Here is a 21,643-nt window from a genome sequence, read left to right on the forward strand (position 1 = left end):
TGGGACTATAGCTCAGCTGGGAGAGCACCTGCCTTACAAGCAGGGGGTCACAGGTTCGAGCCCTGTTAGTCCCACCAATATGCGGCCTGGTAGTTCAGCTGGTTAGAATGCCAGCCTGTCACGCTGGAGGTCGAGGGTTCGAGTCCCTTCCAGGTCGCCACTTAATTAAATACGCGGGAATATGGCTCAGTTGGTAGAGCAATTGACTGTTAATCAATGGGTCACAGGTTCGAGTCCTGTTATTCCCGCCATTGAATCTGCGGGAATAGTTCAGCGGTAGAGCGCAACCTTGCCAAGGTTGAAGTCGCGAGTTCGAATCTCGTTTCCCGCTCCATTTTAATTACATGGGTGCATAGCTCAGCTGGATAGAGCAACGCCCTTCTAAGGCGTGTGTCCGGGGTTCGAATCCCTGTGCGCTCACCAATATAAAGTTTCACTATAGTGAAACTTTTTTTTATGTTTATTTTTAAATTATAAAAAATGATAGGAGCTAAATAGTTTGTATATACTTATATTAATATAGTATAATACTTAATATAGTAATGAAGAAGCTGTCAAACAGGAGGACAAAACTGTGTTGGATATAAATTCTTTTTTCAGTGTTTTTTTGGATATTATCAATAAAGTAACTGTAAATGATATTATAGATATATCCATAGTAGCATATATATTTTATAAAATATTTATGTTTATAAAGGATACAAGAGCAGAGCAAGTTTTAAAAGGAATAATATTTTTATTAGTAGCGACTCAGTTGAGCGAGACTTTTAAATTGCATACACTTCACTGGCTATTATTAAATGCTCTTGAGATTGGTTTTTTAGCTGCAATAATAATATTCCAGCCAGAACTTAGGGCAGGACTTGAACATATAGGTAGGACGAGATTTAAATTCTTTCTAAAAGGAAGTCCTAATACATCTGAAGAAACATTTAATAAAATGATAGAAGAGATTGTCGAGGCTTTATATTCACTATCAAGACAAAAAATAGGAGCTCTTATTATAATGGAAAGAGAAACTAAGATAGGTGATATAATAAATACGGGAACTATAATAGATGCAGAGGTATCAAGACAATTACTAATTAATATATTTATTCCAAATACACCATTACATGATGGAGCAGTTGTTATTAGAGACTCAAAGGTAAAAGCTGCTGCATGTTTCCTTCCTTTAACAGAGAGTAAAGACTTAAGTAAGGATCTAGGAACACGACATAGAGCAGCAGTCGGAGTAAGTGAAGTTTCTGACTGTATATCCCTTATAGTATCAGAAGAAACAGGGGATGTATCAATTGCAAAAGCGGGAAAAATATATAGAAATATACCAAAAGAAAGAATGGAAAGTATACTTAAGAAAAATTTAAAGCCTAAAGTTGATGAAAAAAGCTTTTTAAAAGGTGGGATATTTAAATGATGAATAAATTAAAGCATAATACAAAAATAAAATTAATATCCCTGCTTAGCGCAATAACATTATGGCTATATGTAATGGCAATAGTGGATCCGACGGATACTAAGCTATTTGAGAACGTCCCTATAGTTATAAGTAATATGAATGAATTAAAAGAAAAAGGTTTTGTAATTTATCCAGATGGAGAATTGACTATTGATGTTTCTATTTCCGGCAAATTATCTAAGATACAAAAGGTAAAAAAAGAAGATATACACGTTTATGGTACTATAGAAAATCCTATGGAAGGAAAAAATCAAGTATACTTAAGGGTACCGACTTTGCCAGGAATGACTCATGAGCTAAAGAGCAATGTTATAGCAGTTAATTTAGATAAAATAGTACAAGAAAATAAAAATATAGAAGTTAAATTAGAAGGAAATTCTAAAGGTAATATAGATAAAGTAAGTATAGATGGAGATAAAAAGAGCATAGAAGTATCAGGTCCAAGGACTTTAGTGAATGAGGTAACTAAAGTGATTGGAGTATTAGATGTAGGCTCAAGAACACAAGATTTTTCAAGTGAAATTAATTTAATACCAGTAGATAAAAATGGAAATAAAGTTAAAGGCGTAAAGTTATATCAATCAACATTAAAAGTATCAGCAACGTTATTAAAAGAAAAAACTGTTCCAATAAGGGTTAAATTAAAAGAAAATACATCAGATAATGAAAAAGTACCGAGTTATGAGCTTAGTAAAAGCAATATCATCATAAAAGGGAGTAAAGATTTAATCGATGGTATAGAATATATAGAAACTAAAGAGGTTAATTTAGATGATATAACATCTGGATTTCCTAAGGATGTAGAGTTAAATATTCCAAAAGGTATATCATCAGATACAAAATATATTACTATAAAGCTTAATGGCGATAAATCATTACAGAAGGAATTTACTTATAGCAAAGATGAAATAGAATTAAGAAATTCAGATGGTAAGAATACATCAGATATCGATATTCCAGAATCTGTAAAGGTTACTGCTGATTATCCTAGCACAATAGAAAACTTAGAAAAATCAGACATAAAACTATACATAGATTTATCTAAGCCAAATGAAAATCAAAAATATAAGATAGAATATGATTCTAGTTATAAATTTAATAAAATAGTTATAGATCCAAGTGAGATATAATAATATAAAGACATAAGAAAATATAGTATTTTTCTTATGTCTTTTTTAATTAATATGAAATAATATGGCTCTTAGATTTACTAAAATAGTTTACTAACATATCAGCAAATAAAAAAATAATTAAAAATCTGTCAATTATAAAGGATTATAACTATTAAAGGTATAATTATACATAATGATATATATTGAAGATTTTTTAAAAGGATAATTGACATTATATAAAAGTGAAATAATTCTGAAAATTTAAAAATTATAAATATAGTGGGAAAACGTTGGTAGAATATATATAATATAGGTATGAGACAAATTAGTAATTAGCTTAAAAATTAACAGAATTAAGGGGATAGAGATGTTTATTAAAAGCTAAACGTACCAATCTATATTTATTGCATACAAAATGGGGTGGATTAGATGAAAAACTTTACAGAAGTAATAAAATTCGCTAAGGAAAGAGGTCCTAAAATTATCTCTGTAGCATGTTGCCAAGATAAAGAGGTATTAATGGCAGTAGAAATGGCGAGAAAAGAAGGGATAGCAAAGGCTATATTAGTAGGGGATATAGAAAAAACGAGAGAAATAGCAAATGATGTAGGTATAGACCTTAATAACTATGAACTAAAAGATATAAAAGATTTATCAGAAGCGTCATTAAAAGCAGTAGAATTAGTATCTCAAGGAAAAGCTGATATGGTAATGAAAGGCTTAGTAGATACATCTATAATTCTAAAGGCTGTATTAAATAAAGAGGTTGGTTTAAGAACAGGGAATGTACTAAGCCATGTAGCTGTATTTGATGTAGAAGGTTATGATAGATTATTCTTTATAACTGATGCAGCTATGAACTTATCACCAGATGTAAATATCAAAAAACAAATCATAGAAAATTCATGCACGGTAGCTCATGCACTCGATATCAACACACCAAAAGTAGCAGCATTATGTGCTAAAGAAAAAGTAAATCCTAAAATGCAAGATACAATAGATGCCAAAGAATTAGAAGAAATGTGTGAAAAAGGCGAAATAAAAGGATGCATAGTAGGAGGTCCATTTGCATTAGACAATGCTGTATCAATAGAAGCCGCAAATCATAAGGGAATAAATCATCCAGTAGCAGGTAAAGCAGATATATTATTAGCTCCAGATATAGAAGCTGGAAATATATTATATAAATCATTAGTATTTTTCTCAAAATCTAAAAATGCAGGTGTGATAGTAGGGGCTAAAGCGCCTATTATATTAACATCAAGAGCAGACAATGAAGAAACTAAACTAAATTCTATAGCATTAGGGGTATTAATGGCAGCTAAAGCCTAGTTTATTAAGGGGGTAACACAATTGAATAAGGTATTCAAAATATTAACTATAAATCCTGGTTCAACATCAACGAAGATTGCAGTATTTGATAATGAGGATTTAGTCTTTGAAAAAACTTTAAGACATTCTTCTGAAGAAATAGGCAAGTATGAGAAGATTTCAGATCAGTTTGAGTTTAGAAAAACAGTGATTGAAGATGCATTAACAGAAGGTGGAATAAAAACATCTGATTTAGATGCAGTAGTAGGTAGAGGTGGACTTCTTAAGCCTATAGAAGGTGGAACTTATATTGTTAATGAAGCTATGATTGATGACTTAAAGGTTGGTGTATTAGGGGAACATGCATCAAATCTAGGCGGAATTATAGCAAAAGAAATAGGAGATGCAGTAAATGTACCATCTTACATAGTTGATCCAGTAGTTGTAGATGAAATGGATGATGTAGCTAGAATATCAGGGAGTGAAGATATAGATAGAAAGAGTATATTCCATGCTTTAAACCAAAAGGCTACTGCTAGAAGAGCAGCTAAAGAATTAGAAAAAGAGTATTTTGACTGTAACTTTATAGTAGCACATATGGGTGGAGGAATATCTGTTGGAGCACATGAAAAAGGTAAAGTAATAGATGTTGCCAATGCTTTAGATGGAGAAGGGCCATTTTCGCCAGAGAGAAGTGGTGGATTACCGGTCGGAGACTTAGTGAAGATGTGCTTTAGTGGAAAATACACTCAAGATGAAATAAAGAAAAAGATAAAAGGAAATGGTGGTCTAGTAGGATACTTAAATACTAATGATGGTAGAGAAGTTGAATCTAGAATAGAAGCTGGTGATGAAAAAGCTAAATTAGTATATGAAGCTATGGCTTACCAAGTAAGTAAAGAAATAGGTTCTTGTGCATCAGTATTAAAAGGTAATGTAGATGCAATCCTTTTAACTGGTGGAATAGCTTACTCTAAGATGTTTACAGGAATGATTAAAGAGAGAGTTAATTTTATATCTGATGTAAAAGTTTACCCAGGTGAAGATGAAATGATAGCATTAGCTCAAGGTGGACTTAGAGTATTAAATAAAGAAGAAGAACCCAAAAATTATGGATATGAAGTTCAATATAGTTAATGATATAAATTTAATATAAATACAAAATTGACTTAATAGGTGGTAACTAATGATAAGAGATGATAAGAGGATAAGAATTATAATAGGACACTATGGTAGTGGTAAAAGTGAGTTTGCTATGAACTATGTTACCAAATTAAGAAATGAGGTAGAAGGTAAAGTTGCCTTATCAGATTTAGATGTAGTAAATGTTTATTTTAGAACAAGGGAAAAAAAGGATTTATTAAATTCTTTAGATATCCTTCCTATATATAGTTCAATAGACGCACCAACTTTAGATTTACCAGCTATATCTCCTCAAATAATGTCACCAATAACAGATAATTCTTATAGTTATGTTATGGATGTGGGAGGGGACAACGTAGGAGCTAGAGTGGTAGGTAGATTCCACGAATTAATAGAAAAAGCTGACTACGATATGTTTTGTGTAGTAAACGCTAATAGAGAATATACTCAGTCAGTAGAAGATGTAATAGGTCATATAAGAGCAATTGAGAAATCTTCTGGTCTTAAGGTTACTGGGCTAGTAAACAATACACATTTAGTAAGGTCAACTACAATTGATGATGTTTTAAAAGGTCAAAAATTAGTTGAGCAAGTGTCTAGACAGTACGATATACCAGTTAAATATATAGTATGTTTAGAAGAATTAGTTCCACAACTTCCAGAAGGTTTAGAGGGAGAAATTTTCCCTATCAAGCTTTATATGAGAGAAGCTTGGATGTAGTTTATTAGTAAAATAATTATAAATTTTTCTAAGGGGGACAAAGGAATATGGCTAAGGGAACTGTAACTTTCAATCAAGACCTTTGTAAAGGATGTGCATTATGTGTAGCTGCATGTCCAAAGCAAATAGTAGTAATGGATAATAACAAAATCAACAAAAAGGGATACAATCCAGCTACAGTAGTAGAAATGGATAAATGTATAGGTTGTTCAAACTGTGCGACTATGTGTCCAGATGCAGTTATAACAGTTGAGAGAGACTAATTAAAATATAAGGGGGATTTGTAAATGGCTAAGATACTTATGAAGGGTAACGAAGCATTTGGGAAAGCAGCTATAGAAGCTGGATGTAAATATTTCTTTGGTTATCCAATAACACCACAAAATGAATTACCAGAATATATGTCTAAAGAATTACCTAATGTTGGAGGAGTATTTGTTCAAGCTGAATCAGAAGTTTCTGCTATAAACATGATATATGGTGGAGCAGGAGCAGGGGCTAGAGTTATGACTTCTTCATCTTCACCAGGAATAGCTTTAAAACAAGAAGGTATAACTTATGCAGCAGGTGCTGAATTACCATGTGTTGTAGTTAACGTAATGAGAGGTGGTCCAGGACTTGGAGGAATACAACCTTCTCAATCTGACTACTTTATGTCTACAAGAGGTGGAGGAAATGGAGACTATAGAACTCCAGTTTATGCTCCAGCTACAGTTCAAGAAGCTGTTGATATGATAATGGAAGCTTTCAATGTTGCTGATTACTATAGAACTCCAGTCATGGTAGTTGCAGATGGTATGATAGGACAAATGATGGAGCCAGTAGAATTTAAAGCTCCTAAAACTAGAGAATTAAAACCTAAAGATTGGGCTACAGTAGGAACTAAAGGAGAAAGAAAGCCTAATGTAATAAATTCTTTATACTTACAACCAGATGAATTAGAAAAACACTGTATAAAGTTAGAAGCTAAGTACAGAGAAATAGAAAAAAATGAAGTTGATTATGAAATGTATAAGACTGAAGATGCTGAATTAGTATTTGTAGCTTACGGTACTACAGCAAGAATAGTTAAAAACTCTATAGATATGTTAAGAGAAGAAGGAATTAAAGCTGGTTTAATAAGACCTAAGACTTTATGGCCATTCCCATTTGAAGCATTCAATCAAATACCAGAAGCTAAAAACTTATTAACTGTTGAAATGAGTATGGGACAAATGGTAGAGGATGTAAGATTAGCTGTTGAAGGAAGATTACCTGTACACTTCTACGGAAGAGCAGGAGGAATGATACCTGATCCAGAAAGTATAGCTAATAAAGCAAAAGAAGTAATGGAAAGTGAATTAGCTGTAGGAGGTGCTAGATAATGTCAGTTGTATTTAAGAAAACTAAGGGATTAACAGATGCTCAAACACACTACTGCCCAGGATGTACTCATGGTATAATCCATAGATTAGTAGGAGAAGTATTAGAAGAGTTAGATGTATTAGGAGACACTATAGGTGTAGCTCCAGTTGGATGTTCAGTTTTAGCATACAACTATTTTAATTGTGATATGCAAGAAGCATCTCATGGTAGAGCTCCAGCAGCAGCTACTGGAATAAAGAGAGTTCATCCAGATAAGACAGTATTTACATACCAAGGAGATGGAGACTTAGCATCTATAGGTACAGCTGAAATAGTTCATGCAGCAGCTAGAGGTGAAAAATTCACTACAATATTCGTAAATAATGCTATATATGGAATGACTGGTGGGCAAATGGCTCCAACTACATTAGTTGGACAAAAAGCTACAACAGCTCCATATGGTAGACAAATAGATAAGCAAGGATTCCCAATAAGAATGAGTGAAATGCTAGCTACATTACCAGGTGCAGTGTTTGTAGAAAGAGTTTCTGTAGATACTCCTGCTAATGTTAGAAAAGCTAAAAAAGCTATAAAGAAAGCATTCGAAGTACAACAAGCAGGACTTGGATTTGGTATAGTAGAAGTTTTATCTACATGTCCAACTAACTGGGGATTAAATCCAAATGATGCATTACAATGGTTAAGAGATAATATGATGCCATACTATCCAATAGGCAATATAAAAGATGTTGAAATCGCTGAGGAGGTGAAGTAATATGTCTACAGCTAGAGTAATATGTGCAGGATTTGGTGGTCAAGGGGTAATGTCTATGGGACAATTACTTACATATGCAGGTATGCTAGAAGGTAAAGAAGTTTCTTGGTTACCATCTTATGGACCAGAGATGCGTGGAGGTACAGCTAACTGTTCAGTAACTGTATCTAATAAGCCAGTTGGTTCTCCAGTTATAGCAGGAGATGCAACTTGTGCAATAGTAATGAACTTACCATCACTTGATAAGTTTGAAAGTGAAGTTAAGCCAGGTGGAAAAATATTAGTTAACAGTTCTCTTATAGAAAGAAAAGTAGAAAGAGATGATGTTGATGTTTACTATATACCAGCTAATGATATAGCTTTAGAGTTAGGAAACCCTAGAGTTGCTAACATGGTAATGTTAGGTGCTTATTTAAAAACTGAACCAACAGTAGAGGTAGACTCAGTTTTAGAAGCATTCAAGAAAGTATTTGGACCAAGTAAAGAAAAATTCGTTCCATTAAATAAGGAAGCTTTACAAAAAGGATCTAGTTCTATAAAATAATATAAAAAGTTACAAAAAAGGGGACAATAGAAAGAATTCTATTGTCCTTTTTTTATATATGTATTAAAATGTCTTTATGGAATAAACTTGGAATTAAGAACACTTAAATGTGTATAATAATATATTATAATTGACGAGCTTTTCTTCACGAAAGGAGATTTTTTATGAGAAAGTATTTTGGAACAGACGGAGTAAGAGGTGTAGCAAATACAGAACTTACTTGCGATTTAGCATACAGATTAGGTAGAGCTGGAGGATATGTACTAGCTCAAGGAAAAGAAAAAGTTAAAGTAGTAGTTGGAAAAGACACAAGAGTATCAGGAGATATGTTAGAAGCATCTTTAATAGCAGGACTTATGTCTGTTGGATGTGATGTAATGACAGTTGGGGTAGTTCCAACACCAGCAGTTGCATACCTAACTAGAAAATATGAAGCTGATTGTGGTGTTGTTATATCAGCATCTCACAATCCAGTTGAGTACAATGGTATAAAGTTCTTCAATAAAGATGGATATAAATTAGATGATTCTGTAGAATTAGAAATAGAAAATTATATAGACAATATAGAAAAGGTTGATTATCTTCCAGTAGGAGAAAATGTTGGAAGAAAGGTATATGTACATGATTCACAGAGAGATTATATAGATTACTTAAAATCTATAGTAAAAGTAGATTTTAAAGGATTAAAAGTTGTGTTAGACTGTGCTAATGGAGCATCTTATAATGTTGCACCAATAATATTTAAAGAATTAGGTGCAAGCGTTGTAACAATAAATAGTCAACCAAATGGAAATAATATAAATGATAAATGTGGTTCAACACATCCAGAGGGATTACAAAAAGCTGTTGTAGAGAATAATGCTGACTTAGGTCTTGCATATGATGGTGATGCAGATAGATTAATAGCTGTTGATGAAAATGGAAACATTGTAGATGGCGACCATATAATGATATTAAGTGCAATACACTTAAAGAATAAAGGTAAGTTAGCAAAGGATACATTAGTAGTTACAGTGATGAGTAATATAGGACTTACTATAGCAGCTAAGGAACATGGAATAAATCTAGCTACTACTGCTGTAGGAGATAGATATGTACTTGAAGAAATGAAAAACACTGGATATAACTTAGGTGGAGAGCAATCAGGGCACATGATATTCTTAGACTATAATACTACAGGAGATGGAGTATTAAGTTCATTAGTATTAGCCCAAATAGTATTAGAAGAAGGTAAGAAGTTATCAGAATTAGCAGCAGTGATGACTCAATATCCACAAGTGTTAGTTAATGCTAGAATAAAGAATGAAAATAAAAATAGATACATGGAATACCCAGAAATAAAGAGTGAAATAGAAAGAATAGAAAAATTACTAGATGGATGTGGAAGGGTATTAATAAGACCATCAGGAACAGAACCATTAGTAAGAGTTATGTTAGAGGGTAAAGAGGAAGGTCAAATAAAAGAATTAGCTACAAATTTAGCTAACCTTATACAAGAAAAACTATCGTAATTTAAAAAGTGAATGCTAAGGCCTAGTATTACCCAAGCGTAAAAGTTAAAAGGGTGAATTGCTAAGATATTTCTTAGTATTCACTTTATAAAGCGCCAGAACTTAGCTATAAGAAATACTTTATAAAATTTCTAAGTTGACGAGGACAGAGTTTATCGAATTATCGGCGGATGCTCTGCGGTGAATTTACCATCGTAAAAGTTTCTTTAAAACAAGGGAGTAATTCTTTGGACAAAGGGAAAACTTAAGTAAATATGACCTAACTCTTAAAATATATAAAACAAAAAATATTTTTAGGAGGAATTTTAATATGTGTGGAATAGTTGGATATTTAGGACACAGACAAGCAACAGAAGTATTAGTAGAAGGACTTTCAAAATTAGAGTATAGAGGATATGACTCGGCTGGTGTTGCAGTAAACACTGGAAATGAATTAGAAATAAGAAAGTTCAAGGGAAGGTTAGCAATACTTGCTGAAGATTTAGAAAAAAATCCTATAGAAGGTGGATTAGGAATAGGACATACTAGATGGGCAACTCATGGAGAACCATCAGATGTAAACTCACATCCTCATTTCAATATGGATAAGACAATAGCAGTAGTTCACAATGGTATAATAGAAAACTACATGGAATTAAAGGAAGAATTACAAGCAGAAGGTGTAGTATTCTTATCTCAAACAGACACAGAAGTAGTAGCTCACTTAGTAGATAAATACTACGAAGGAAACCTATTAGATGCTGTTTATAAGGCAACTGAAAGATTAAGAGGAGCATATGCATTAGGTGTTATATGTAAAGATAATAACAGTGAATTAGTTGCAGTAAGAAAAGATAGCCCATTAGTAGTAGGTCTTGGTGAAGGTGAAAACTTTATAGCATCAGATATACCTGCAATACTAAAGTATACTAGAAATGTATACTTCTTAGAAAATGGAGAGTTTGTTCATATAGTTGGAGATAAATTAACAGTATTAAATGAAAATAGAGAAGAAGTTAAAAAAGAAGTTACAGAAATAACTTGGGATGTTGAAGCTGCATCTAAAGGTGGATATGAGCATTTCATGTTAAAAGAAATATACGAACAACCAAACGGAGTTAAAGAAACATTAATAAGAAGATTAAATGAAAATGGAGAAATCCAATTAGATGATATAAAAATGACTAAGGAAGACTTAGACAAAATAAATAAAGTTTATATAGTTGCATGTGGTACAGCATATCATGCAGGTCTTGTAGGAAAGTTTGCTATAGAAAAGTTTGCAAAGATACCAGTAATAACTGATATAGCATCTGAATTTAGATATAGAGATCCATTTGTTGACGAAAATACTTTATTAATATTAGTAAGTCAATCTGGAGAAACTGCTGACACTTTAGCATCATTAAGATATGCTAAAGAAAGAGGAGCTAGAATATTATCAGTAACTAACGTTGTTGGTTCTTCTATAGCTAGAGAATCAGATGATGTGTTCTATACATGGGCAGGTCCAGAAATATCTGTTGCATCAACTAAGGCATACACAACTCAATTAGTTTCATTCTACATGATAGCATTAGACTTTGCTATAAAGAAAGGAACTATAACAAAAGAGTTCTACAATGAAATGATAGAAAAATTAAAAGAAATGCCAGAAAAAGTTTCAAAAGCATTAGAACAAGAAACTTATATAAAAGAAGATGTAGCTAAAACATTAAGAGAAGCAAGTAGTGCTTTCTACTTAGGTAGAGGATTAGATTATAACTTAGCTATGGAAGGTGCATTAAAGATAAAAGAAATATCTTATATACACGCTGAAGCATTTGCTGCTGGAGAGCTAAAGCATGGTACAATAGCTTTAATAGAAAAAGGAACTCCAGTAATAGCTATAGCTACTCAAGAAGAACTATTTGAAAAAATGGTATCTAATATGGAAGAAGTTAGAGCTAGAGGAGCTTATGTTATAGCAATAGCTCAAGAAAAGAATAAAGAAGTTGAAAAAGCTGCTGATAAGGTAATATATATACCAAATGTGGATGATATATTATCAAGTATATTAACAGTTTTACCACTTCAATTATTATCTTACTACGTTGCAGTTGAAAGAGGTTGTGATGTAGATAAGCCAAGAAATCTAGCTAAATCAGTAACAGTTGAATAAATTTTAAATTAAAAGATATATAAAGGACTACCTTACTAAGGTAGTCCTTTTTTACATATAAAGATTTTTTATTAAATATAGAACTATTGAAAATTCATATATAAGATATATTAATAAGTTTAAAATTTTTAAAAGGACACTTTAATTAACGGATGAAGTCGTTGTCTACATTAGGGAATCAAACTTTTTATTTTTTAGAATATATATTCTTTGTAGTTACATAATATTAATATTAGTATATAACAAAAGCATGTTCTTATATTAATTTGTTATGTATATATAATGATTCAATAGTTATAAAAATAACTATCAAATTATTATATAGTAACCATAAAAATATCGCATAGGTGCTAGGGTTTACAAAGTACTTACATAGATTTACAATTTAAATAAAACCTATTTTATAATGGAGGGAAACACATTGGAAGAGCTAAGAGATATATTATTAAATGAGATACCTGAATTTAGGGAAAAAGGTCATAAATTTGTAAATGGTGAAATTTCAGTAAATGAATTCAAACATGCATCAGGAGGAATGGGTGTATATGCTCATCGTGGTGGTAAAGAATTTATGATAAGACTTAGAACAGCAAGTGGTGTTCTTGATATAGAAAAGCTTAAATATATATATGATTGCGCTAAAAAATATAATCTAGATAAAGTACATTTAACTACTCGTCAAGCTATACAATTACATGGCTTAGGAATAGATGAAGTTTGTGACATAATGGAAGATGGATTAAAGCATGGTATATATACAAGAGGTGGAGGAGGAAACTTCCCTAGAAATGTTGCCTTATCACCATTATCAGGAGTAGAAATCGGGGAAGCATTTGATGTTACAGAATATGCTTTAAAAGTAAATGAATATTTAATGAAAGACATATATAAATATAAGTTACCTAGAAAATTAAAAGTATCTTTCTCAAATAGTAGCGAAGATACAGCTAACTGTACTGTACAAGATTTAGGTTTCTTAGCAGTAAAAGAAAATGGAGAAGAATTTTTCAAGCTTTATATAGCAGGTGGAATTGGTAAGAATCCTGCAAAAGCAGTGGAATATGATGAGTTAGTTCCAAAGAGTGATGTTTTATACCATGTACAAGCTATGATAGAGTTATTTATAGCTGAGGGTAACTATGAAAATAGAAACAAAGCTCGTACAAGATATATTGTAGCTAGTATGGGTGAAGAAGAGTTCTTAAAATGTTATAAAAAACATCTAAAAGAAGTAAAAGAAAGAGAAAATTTAGATTTAAATATAGAAAATAAAACTTGTAAAAAGAAAGGATCAAAAATAGATTTACAAGATATAAGACTAATACCTCAAAAACAAGAGGGGTTATATAGTGTATATCTTCATCCAATTGGAGGACAGCTAAAACTAACTGACTTAGAAGCATTAATAAATGCTTTAGAGTCAATTGAAGATTTAGAAATAAGACTTTCTATGAGCGAAGGTGTTTATTTTAGAAATCTTAATGGAGAGGAAGCTAAAAATATATTAGAGTTAACAAAAACTATGGGTGGAAATACTCCAATAGAACAAACTTCATGTTGTATAGGTGTCCCTACTTGTCAGATAGGTATAGGAGAGAGTCAAGGTTTATTACATAGTATATTAGACTACTTCAAAAAGAAAAACTATACAACAAATAAATTACCAAGAATTCATATATCAGGATGTACAAGTTCTTGTGGAACTCATCAAATAGGTATAATTGGATTTGGAGGTAAAAAGAAAAAAATAGATGGAGAGTTAAAAGAAGCATTTACTTTATATGTAGGTGGTGTGGCTAAAAAAGATAACGTAAAACTTGGGGAAGTTTATGGAGATATAGCTAGTGATAAAATACCAGAGTTTTTATATAATTTAGGATTATTATTAGATGAAAAAAATATTAATTTTGAAGAATATTTAGGATCTAATGTTGAGGAATTCAAGGAATTTGCAAATAAATATATAGCATAATAATAAAATAAAGCACTAAGATGATTAAAGTCATCTTAGTGCTTTATTTTTGTATATCATATCCAAAAATGTTAATAATTTAAGTATAATATATAAATTAATGGGGGCTTTTACATGAAACTAATTAAAATGATATGTATATTTTTAATATTAATGATGATGGGTATACTAATATCTTTTGCGGATACAAAATCAAAAAATGAATATAATGAATTAATACGAACATTTATAAACACAGAGGCTAAGTTCAATTTTTATAACATAAAAGCAAATGGTTCTATAAATTACAACATATCAAAAGAAGAAATGGTTGATATGTGCACAGAAATACTTAATAATTTAGGACTAGAAGAAAGTGATTTAGCATGGGAAGAAATATGGAATAAAGATGAGAAACAGATTCATTTAAGCGGTAAAATAGAAGATGAAAGCATTTCCATAATTTTCATAAAGAAAAATGACGAAGAGGCTCACATAATGGTTGACATATTACAGAATAAAGTATATAAAAATATAGTGGGCGTTTATACAGTTCTTGAGAATACATTAGAAAAATTTGCAATTAATGCAGATATAAATACATGTATATCTGGAGAATATTCAGAAAAGTTACATTTAAGCAAATGTGATGATATTTTAACGAAAATATTATATAATATGAATGCACAAGAAGTAGATAGAATACAAGAGGAAAATTTTATATCTGTTACAGCAGATAGTAAGATCTTACAAGGAAATGACTTAGAATATTTAGGAAATAATATTAATTTGAATATAGGGATGAGGTATAGCGAAGACGAAGATAAAACATTAATTTATATTGCTACACCTATTATAAAATTAGATTATTAATTATGAGGAGAGACAATAAAAATGGGAAAGATAATAGTAAAAAAGAGTAATCCACTTAATGGAAGTGTTAAAATAGACGGAGCTAAAAATGCAGTGTTACCAATAATAGCGGCGACGTTATTAGCAAACGGTAAGTCAACTTTAAAGTGTGTACCTAACTTAAAAGATGTTCATGTTATATCTGATTTATTAAGACACTTAGGAGCAAAAGTAGAATATAAGGATAACACTTTAACAGTAGATGCAAGCAACATAACTACTTGTGAAGCACCATATGAGTTAGTAAGTAAGATGAGAGCATCTTTCTTAGTAATGGGACCATTACTTGCTAGATTTAACCACACAAAAATATCTATGCCAGGAGGATGTGCTATAGGAACAAGACCTATAGATTTACATTTAAAAGGATTTAAGCATTTAGGTGCAAAAGTAGATATGGATCATGGATTCGTAGAAGCTACAACTGATAAATTAGTGGGTACTAAATTATACTTAGATTTCCCATCAGTAGGAGCTACTGAAAACATAATGATGGCAGCAGCTTTAGCTGAAGGAACAACTATAATAGAAAATGCTGCAGAAGAGCCAGAAATAGTAGATTTAGCTAATTTCTTAAATGAAATGGGAGCTAATGTAAAAGGTGCAGGAACTAACACTATAAAGATAAAAGGTGTTAAAGAATTAAAAGGTGCAGAGCATACAATAATACCTGATAGAATAGAAGCAGCTACTTATATGGTTGCAGCAGCTATGACAAAAGGTGATATAACAATAGAAAATGTAATGATGGAACATTTAAAACCAGTTACAGCTAAATTAATAGAAGCTGGATGTGAAATAATAGAAAAAGATAATACAGTTAGAGTTATAGGACCTGAAGTGTTAAAGCCAATAGATATAAAGACTTTACCTCACCCAGGATTCCCAACAGATGTTCAAGCTCAATTCATGGCTATGCTTACAATAGCTAATGGAACTGGGGTAGTTACAGAAACTGTATTTGAAAATAGATTTATGCATGTTGCCGAATTTAATAGAATGGGAGCAAACATAAAAATAGAAGGAAAGAGCGCAATAGTAAATGGAGTAAACCAATTATATGGTGCTAAAGTTAATGCGACAGATTTAAGAGCTGGTGCAGCACTTATATTATGTGGACTTATAGCAGAAGGAGAAACTCAAATAGGAGAAATATATCACGTACAAAGAGGATATGTTGATATAGATAAGAAAATAACTGCTTTAGGTGGAAACATAGAGATAATAGAAGACTAAAAATAAATAGTAATAAATAAATAGGGTTATTCATATATTTTAAGTACAAGTAATTAACTAAGGAGGAAAATATATGAATAACCCTTTAGTATTTTTAGGAAGTATAGTTGGTTTGTCTATAGCAGTTCCTGTATTTTTAAGTGTAGTATCTTACGATGGGATAGAGGCTATACAAAAAGAATCGGCATTAAGCAATCCTAAAAAAAAGATAATCAACTATGAAACAGTTGATAAAGAAGCTCCTTTAATAAATATATACAATCATAAAACTAATAAGACTGAGAAGATGGATATAGAAAAATATTTATGTGGAGTTTTAGCAGGAGAGATGCCTGTAGACTTTAATATTGAAGCTCTTAAAGCACAAGCTGTAGCAGCAAGAACTTATGTAATGTATAAAGAAAATCAAGGAAAATCAAATCAGCATAGTAATGCAGTCGTATGTACTGACTATAATCATTGCCAAGAATATAAGAATTATGAAGAATTAAAAGCAAAGAATGGACAAGATTGGATGGATAAATATTACCCTAAAATACAGCAAGCAGTACGAGATACAAAGGGTCAGATAATAACTTATAAGGGAGAACCTATACTTACACTGTATTTCTCTACATCATCAGGAAAGACAGAAAACTGTGAAGAAGTATTTGCACAAGCATATCCATATTTACAATCTGTCGAAAGCCCTTATGATAAAGAGTACTCTCCTAAATATACTTCTGAGTTAAAGATAAGCAATAAAGATTTTATAAATGCTATAAATAGTAATTATAAAAATGCAGGTTTAAATCCATCTAACCTAGAGAATCAAATAAAAATTTTAAATAGAAGTGATGGTGGATCTGTAGATAAAATAAAAATTGGGAATAAGGAGATTAGAGGAAGAGAAATTAGAGGTATATTTAAATTAAATTCCTCCAATTTTGAATTAAAATTTGGAGAGAATCATATAGATTTTTTAGTAAAAGGATATGGACATGGTGTTGGAATGAGTCAGTGGGGAGCACAAGGTATGGCAGAGGAAGGGTATCGATATTATGAAATACTAAATCATTATTATCAAGAAACAGATATAACAGACTTATATTAATTAGAAGAGCTTTTATCAAGCTCTTTTTTATATTAAGTATAGAAATGTTAATAGTTTGTACAGATAATATAGCAAGAATTTTAAAAGTATAAAAAAGGTATTAAAAAAACGGGAGAAATCTTTGGAAATATGTCAGTTTCATATATATTAATAGATAAAATTCATTTTTAATTAATCCAAAATATGTATAAATTGTATAAAAATATAAATAAAAGATAAGAATACAAATACATAAATATATTTGGAGGTGCTGTATGAAAAAGCTACTAGAAAAAGATGGATTTTATTTGGCATTATTTGTATGCATTAGTTTACTTGCGGTCGGAGGAGTTTGGTTTGTAAAGAATGATGTTAACGACCTAGCAGCAAATAATGAAATAGTAAATGATAAAGAAAATAGTAAAAAAGAAGATGAAGTTCATCTAATAGAAAATGAAAATAAAGAAGCTGTGCCAACTTCTACAGAATCAAAGGAAAACTTAGAAACAGCAAAAAATAAAGAGGTTAAAAAAACATCGAAACTTGAATTTGTAGGAGAAAAAGTAATTAGAGAATATTCAGCAAAGGAACCTAGTTACTCAGAAACATTGAACTTATGGGAAGTGCATAAAGGTTTAGACGTAAGTTGTAAAGAAGGACAAAGTATAAAAAGTTTATTATCAGGAAAAGTAACTAACATTTTTAAAGATGATGCTAATGGTATGTCAGTTGAGGTTGAAAGTGAAGGTAAAACAGTAATATATTCTAATTTAAGTGAAGATATTAAAGTTAAAGACGGACAAGCAGTCAAAGAAGGAGATGTAATAGCTTTAGCAGGAAATACATCTGTAGTTGAGAGTGCAGAGGGACCACATATTCATATAGAAGCCTTCAAAGGAAAAGAATCAATAGATCCAATGAGTTTAATAAAATAAAATATAACAGACTTAATCAAATTTGGTTAAGTCTGTTATATTTCTTTTCTTTTTCACATATATATGATTAAGGCTAGTATGTGAGGAGGGAAAGCTTTGAGATCTCATATAGAGGAACGAGCAATCGTTGTGGCTAAATATATACTAGAGAAAAATACAACTGTTCGTCAAACAGCGAAGACATTTGGAGTTAGTAAAAGTACAATACATAAAGATGTAACAGAACGTTTAGAAGAAATAAACCCGTCTCTAGCTAAAGAAGTTAAGATGGTTTTAGAAAAAAATAAATCTGAAAGACACATAAGAGGAGGAATGGCTACAAAGCTTAAATATGAAAAGAGCTCCAAAAAAAATGTAGGTTAAGCCTACATTTTTTTTATTATTCTTGACTAAAGTAGTATTTTTGTATATTTTGTATTATAGGAGTGTTTTAGACAATGAGTCGTTTAGATATAAAATATGCAAAAAGGAGTTGAGAACATGTCTAGAGCGGACATAGGGATAGACTTAGGTACTGCTAATGTTCTTGTATACGTTAGCGGAAAAGGGATTGTATTAGAAGAGCCTTCTGTTGTAGCAATCGATAAAAGAACTAAATCTGTCTTAGCGGTAGGAGAAGAAGCTAGAAGAATGATAGGAAGGACACCTGGTAATATAGTAGCTATAAGACCACTAAGAGATGGTGTAATTTCTGATTATGATGTAACTGAAAAAATGTTAACTTATTTTATAGATAAAGCTGTAGATAAAAAAGGTTTTGGTAGATTTTTTATGCCAAGAATAATGGTATGTGTTCCTACAGGGGTCACAGATGTTGAAAAAAGAGCTGTAGAAGAAGCTACAAGACAATCTGGAGCGAGAGATGTATATATAATAGAAGAACCAATAGCAGCGGCTATAGGAGCAGGAGTAGATATAGCTAAACCTAATGGAAGCATGGTTATAGACATTGGTGGAGGAACAGCAGATATTGCGGTGACATCTCTAGGAGGAGCTGTAGTTAGTGAATCCATAAAAATGGGTGGAGATAGATTTGATGAAGTTATAGTAAGATATATCAGAAAACAATATAACCTTCTTATAGGAGAAAGAACTGCAGAAAAAATCAAAATAGAAGTAGGTTGTGCATATAAAAGAGAAGATGAAAAGAGCATTAAAATAAGTGGACGTAATTTAATTACAGGATTACCAGAATCCATAGTTATAAATTCAACTGAGATGCTAGAAGCTCTTAATGAATGCTCAGAGCAGATAGTTGCATCAACGCTTTCTGTCCTAGAGAAAACACCACCAGAATTAGCAGCAGATATAAGTGATACTGGAATAATAATGACTGGTGGAGGTTCATTGTTATATGGACTAGACAAAAGAATAGAAGATAGAACAGGAATTAAAGTTGTAGTGGCTGATGAACCTTTATCTTGTGTTGCAAAAGGTACAGGAATTGCTTTAAGTTCTTTAGATTTACTTGAAACAGGAGGTACCTTCAAAAGGAGATAATTAGGAGGGTACTTAAATGTTAAATATAGACCAAATAAAAGAATTAATACCACATAGATATCCATTTTTATTAGTAGATAGGATAATAGAATTAGAAGAGGGAAAAAGAGCTAAAGGTATAAAAAATGTAAGTGTAAATGAACCATTTTTCCAAGGTCATTTCCCAGAATACCCGATAATGCCAGGAGTACTTATAATAGAAGCTATGGCTCAAGTAGGGTGTGTAGCTATGATGTCAGTAGATGAGAATAGAGGAAAATTAGGTGTATTTGCAGGTATAGATAAAGTTAGATTTAAAAAAGAAGTAAGACCTGGGGATACATTAACTATGGAAGTTGAAATGACATCTATAAGAAGAAATATTGGAAAAGCTTTGGCAAAAGCTTTTGTTAATGAAGAATTAGTATGTAGTGGAGAGTTAATGTTTGCTCTTGTAGAAAAATAAAAATAAGGCTATTTCCTTAAAGGAAATAGCCTTATTTTTATTTTTCTAAGATTGATATATGATGTAAGTAAATTATTAGATAAAACAATCAAGTAAAATTGTTTTGAAATATGTTATATGTCAAAATTTGTATGCAGAACATTAAAAATAATAAAAAGCAGATAAATAGCCTAACCTATAAAAATTTAATCTAAAGAACAGGCTATATTAAATATTGATTTGTCATGTAGAAAGAAGTAAAGATAAAGATATAAGTTCGGCAAGTTCTAATATAAAACTAAGTCGAACGTTATTAAAAGAAAATCTATTATTTTCATCTATCTTATCTACAATACCTACAATAGAATAGTTTCCTATTTGAGGTAATTTTTTACCTACCCCCTTGCCAGGAAGAATAGGACCTTCTCTGACTTGGATATTTCCTATATTATTTTTTGCACCCAGACATGCATCAATAGCTAGAAAATTTCCGTTAGGATGAGCCTTTTTTATATGTTCGATAGACTCATATATATTTAAAGCATGAATAGGATTATCTAAGGTTCCGTAGACAGGGAAATTAAAGTCGCTATTTTTAAGCATAGTGCCAACTAAAGGGCCAAGAGCATCACCTATAGCCCGATCTGTTCCTATACAGACCACAACTGTATTATCATTTATTATGTCTCTAAGTACAGAACAAAGGATTTCAACAACATTTTCTTTATTATAATTGACCTTGGCCAGATACATAGGAACACCCCCTTCACAAGAATATATGAAATATAGGATAAAAAAAGACCTATATAGATTTATAAGATATAATATGAAAAAATTATTAAATAGGATACAAGATAGTTTGAATAGACAAGCAAAAAATTATTGCATAAAAGATTGACAGTATATAAAAAAGGTAGTAACATATAAGTTAGTGATACAAAATAATAACTTAATAAATTCTTGATTACCTTATCAAGAGCGGCGGAGGGACAGGCCCTGTGAAGCCCAGCAACCACCCATTAGGGAAAAGGTGCTAAATCCTACAAGACTTTATAGTTTTGAGAGATGAGGTTAGTTAATTAGCATATACGAAATAATTAACCTCTTCTTAATAAGAAGAGGTTTTTTTATTAGATAAATAATTACTAAACTCCTAGCTCTTAAGATTTAATTAGGTTGTATTTTAGTGAAAATCATTATAAATGATTAGAAATCAAATCTAAATAAAATGAATTATATTAAGGAGGAGATACAAATGGCAAGACATTTATTTACGTCGGAATCAGTAACTGAAGGGCATCCAGATAAAATCTGTGACCAAATATCAGATTCTATACTAGATGCATTATTAGAGAAAGATCCACATGCAAGGGTAGCTTGTGAAACAACAACTACAACAGGATTAGTATTAGTAGCAGGAGAAATAAGTACTAATACATATGTAGACATTCCTAAATTAGTAAGAGAAACAGTAAGAGAAATAGGGTATGACAGAGCTAAATATGGATTTGACTGTGATACTTGTGCAGTAATAACTGCAATAGATGAACAAT

21 protein-coding genes, 5 tRNA genes and 1 riboswitch are annotated in these 21,643 nt (G+C 31.2%); of the genes, 25 read left to right on the forward strand and 1 reads right to left on the reverse strand.

The features are described from left to right. The first annotated feature begins 1 nt into the window (after window position 1). From I2H23_RS14570 to fabZ, 24 genes are all read left to right on the forward strand, one after another. A tRNA-Val gene (locus I2H23_RS14570) sits at window positions 2-77 on the forward strand. 6 nt (window positions 78-83) lie between these two features. Then, window positions 84-160: transfer RNA gene (locus I2H23_RS14575), tRNA-Asp, on the forward strand. A 15-nt stretch (window positions 161-175) separates the two neighbouring features. Beyond that, window positions 176-251 (forward strand) — tRNA-Asn (locus tag I2H23_RS14580). Window positions 252-259: 8 nt separating this feature from the next. Next, window positions 260-334: transfer RNA gene (locus I2H23_RS14585), tRNA-Gly, on the forward strand. A 12-nt stretch (window positions 335-346) separates the two neighbouring features. Further along, window positions 347-423 (forward strand) — tRNA-Arg (locus I2H23_RS14590). Between the two features lie 151 nt (window positions 424-574). After that, complete coding sequence (gene cdaA, locus I2H23_RS14595) at window positions 575-1,417, forward strand: diadenylate cyclase CdaA (RefSeq protein ID WP_195581972.1); 843 nt, start codon at window positions 575-577, stop codon at window positions 1,415-1,417. Beyond that, complete coding sequence (locus I2H23_RS14600; protein ID WP_195581973.1) at window positions 1,414-2,589, forward strand: CdaR family protein; 1,176 nt, start codon at window positions 1,414-1,416, stop codon at window positions 2,587-2,589. Before cdaA ends, I2H23_RS14600 begins: the two co-directional genes overlap by 4 nt. A gap of 411 nt (window positions 2,590-3,000) precedes the next feature. Then, window positions 3,001-3,903 (forward strand): phosphate butyryltransferase, encoded by a 903-nt coding sequence (gene ptb, locus I2H23_RS14605; protein ID WP_166506116.1) that lies wholly within the window; start codon window positions 3,001-3,003, stop codon window positions 3,901-3,903. Window positions 3,904-3,924: 21 nt separating this feature from the next. Continuing rightward, window positions 3,925-5,019, forward strand: a complete 1,095-nt coding sequence (buk, locus tag I2H23_RS14610) for a butyrate kinase (protein WP_195238849.1) — start codon at window positions 3,925-3,927, stop codon at window positions 5,017-5,019. A 49-nt stretch (window positions 5,020-5,068) separates the two neighbouring features. Then, window positions 5,069-5,746 carry an ATP-binding protein gene (locus I2H23_RS14615; protein WP_195581975.1) on the forward strand — a complete coding sequence of 226 codons (678 nt, stop codon included), beginning with the start codon at window positions 5,069-5,071 and terminating at the stop codon, window positions 5,744-5,746. A gap of 47 nt (window positions 5,747-5,793) precedes the next feature. Then, window positions 5,794-6,009, forward strand: a complete 216-nt coding sequence (locus I2H23_RS14620) for a 4Fe-4S binding protein (RefSeq protein WP_195581977.1) — start codon at window positions 5,794-5,796, stop codon at window positions 6,007-6,009. Window positions 6,010-6,033: 24 nt separating this feature from the next. Further along, a complete protein-coding gene (locus I2H23_RS14625; protein ID WP_195581979.1) occupies window positions 6,034-7,110 on the forward strand; it encodes a 3-methyl-2-oxobutanoate dehydrogenase subunit VorB in 1,077 nt (358 codons plus the stop codon). Continuing rightward, the gene (locus I2H23_RS14630; protein WP_092921888.1) at window positions 7,110-7,865 is read left to right on the forward strand and encodes a thiamine pyrophosphate-dependent enzyme; all 756 of its coding nucleotides are present in this window, start codon (window positions 7,110-7,112) and stop codon (window positions 7,863-7,865) included. The genes I2H23_RS14625 and I2H23_RS14630 overlap by 1 nt, the downstream gene beginning before the upstream one ends. A gap of 1 nt (window position 7,866) precedes the next feature. Next, window positions 7,867-8,409, forward strand: a complete 543-nt coding sequence (locus I2H23_RS14635) for a 2-oxoacid:acceptor oxidoreductase family protein (protein ID WP_092921890.1) — start codon at window positions 7,867-7,869, stop codon at window positions 8,407-8,409. Window positions 8,410-8,573: 164 nt separating this feature from the next. Then, window positions 8,574-9,920: a phosphoglucosamine mutase gene (glmM, locus tag I2H23_RS14640; protein ID WP_166506113.1), complete on the forward strand. Its 1,347-nt coding sequence runs from the start codon at window positions 8,574-8,576 to the stop codon at window positions 9,918-9,920. Window positions 9,921-10,230: 310 nt separating this feature from the next. After that, window positions 10,231-12,060: a glutamine--fructose-6-phosphate transaminase (isomerizing) gene (glmS, locus tag I2H23_RS14645; protein WP_092921894.1), complete on the forward strand. Its 1,830-nt coding sequence runs from the start codon at window positions 10,231-10,233 to the stop codon at window positions 12,058-12,060. A gap of 421 nt (window positions 12,061-12,481) precedes the next feature. After that, complete coding sequence (locus I2H23_RS14650; RefSeq protein ID WP_166506112.1) at window positions 12,482-14,032, forward strand: nitrite/sulfite reductase; 1,551 nt, start codon at window positions 12,482-12,484, stop codon at window positions 14,030-14,032. A gap of 114 nt (window positions 14,033-14,146) precedes the next feature. Next, entirely contained in the window at window positions 14,147-14,884 is a 738-nt protein-coding gene (locus I2H23_RS14655; RefSeq protein ID WP_240275474.1) for a YwmB family TATA-box binding protein, read from the forward strand. Between the two features lie 21 nt (window positions 14,885-14,905). Further along, on the forward strand, window positions 14,906-16,159 hold the full coding sequence (gene murA, locus I2H23_RS14660) for a UDP-N-acetylglucosamine 1-carboxyvinyltransferase (protein ID WP_092921898.1): 1,254 nt from the start codon (window positions 14,906-14,908) through the stop codon (window positions 16,157-16,159). A 73-nt stretch (window positions 16,160-16,232) separates the two neighbouring features. Then, window positions 16,233-17,252 carry a stage II sporulation protein D gene (gene spoIID, locus I2H23_RS14665; protein ID WP_195581981.1) on the forward strand — a complete coding sequence of 340 codons (1,020 nt, stop codon included), beginning with the start codon at window positions 16,233-16,235 and terminating at the stop codon, window positions 17,250-17,252. 254 nt (window positions 17,253-17,506) lie between these two features. Next, window positions 17,507-18,166, forward strand: coding sequence for a M23 family metallopeptidase (locus I2H23_RS14670; RefSeq protein WP_092921902.1), 660 nt, complete (start codon window positions 17,507-17,509; stop codon window positions 18,164-18,166). 96 nt (window positions 18,167-18,262) lie between these two features. Then, on the forward strand, window positions 18,263-18,529 hold the full coding sequence (gene spoIIID, locus I2H23_RS14675) for a sporulation transcriptional regulator SpoIIID (RefSeq protein ID WP_092921904.1): 267 nt from the start codon (window positions 18,263-18,265) through the stop codon (window positions 18,527-18,529). Between the two features lie 117 nt (window positions 18,530-18,646). Further along, on the forward strand, window positions 18,647-19,666 hold the full coding sequence (locus I2H23_RS14680) for a rod shape-determining protein (RefSeq protein WP_092921906.1): 1,020 nt from the start codon (window positions 18,647-18,649) through the stop codon (window positions 19,664-19,666). A 16-nt stretch (window positions 19,667-19,682) separates the two neighbouring features. Next, window positions 19,683-20,111: a 3-hydroxyacyl-ACP dehydratase FabZ gene (fabZ, locus tag I2H23_RS14685; RefSeq protein WP_166506110.1), complete on the forward strand. Its 429-nt coding sequence runs from the start codon at window positions 19,683-19,685 to the stop codon at window positions 20,109-20,111. A gap of 222 nt (window positions 20,112-20,333) precedes the next feature. Here fabZ and yyaC read toward each other — a convergent pair whose 3' ends face one another. Next, the gene (gene yyaC / locus I2H23_RS14690) at window positions 20,334-20,843 is read right to left on the reverse strand and encodes a spore protease YyaC (protein ID WP_092921909.1); all 510 of its coding nucleotides are present in this window, start codon (window positions 20,841-20,843) and stop codon (window positions 20,334-20,336) included. Window positions 20,844-21,056: 213 nt separating this feature from the next. After that, window positions 21,057-21,162, forward strand: a riboswitch (SAM riboswitch). A 183-nt stretch (window positions 21,163-21,345) separates the two neighbouring features. On the opposite strand from yyaC, the gene I2H23_RS14695 reads away from it, so the two are divergent. Beyond that, a partial coding sequence (locus I2H23_RS14695; RefSeq protein ID WP_243248326.1) for an S-adenosylmethionine synthetase N-terminal domain-containing protein occupies window positions 21,346-21,643 on the forward strand: 298 nt, incomplete at its 3' end.

The organism is Romboutsia sp. BSD2780061687b_171204_C1 (assembly GCF_015560225.1).
Classification (GTDB): domain Bacteria; phylum Bacillota; class Clostridia; order Peptostreptococcales; family Peptostreptococcaceae; genus Romboutsia_C; species Romboutsia_C hominis.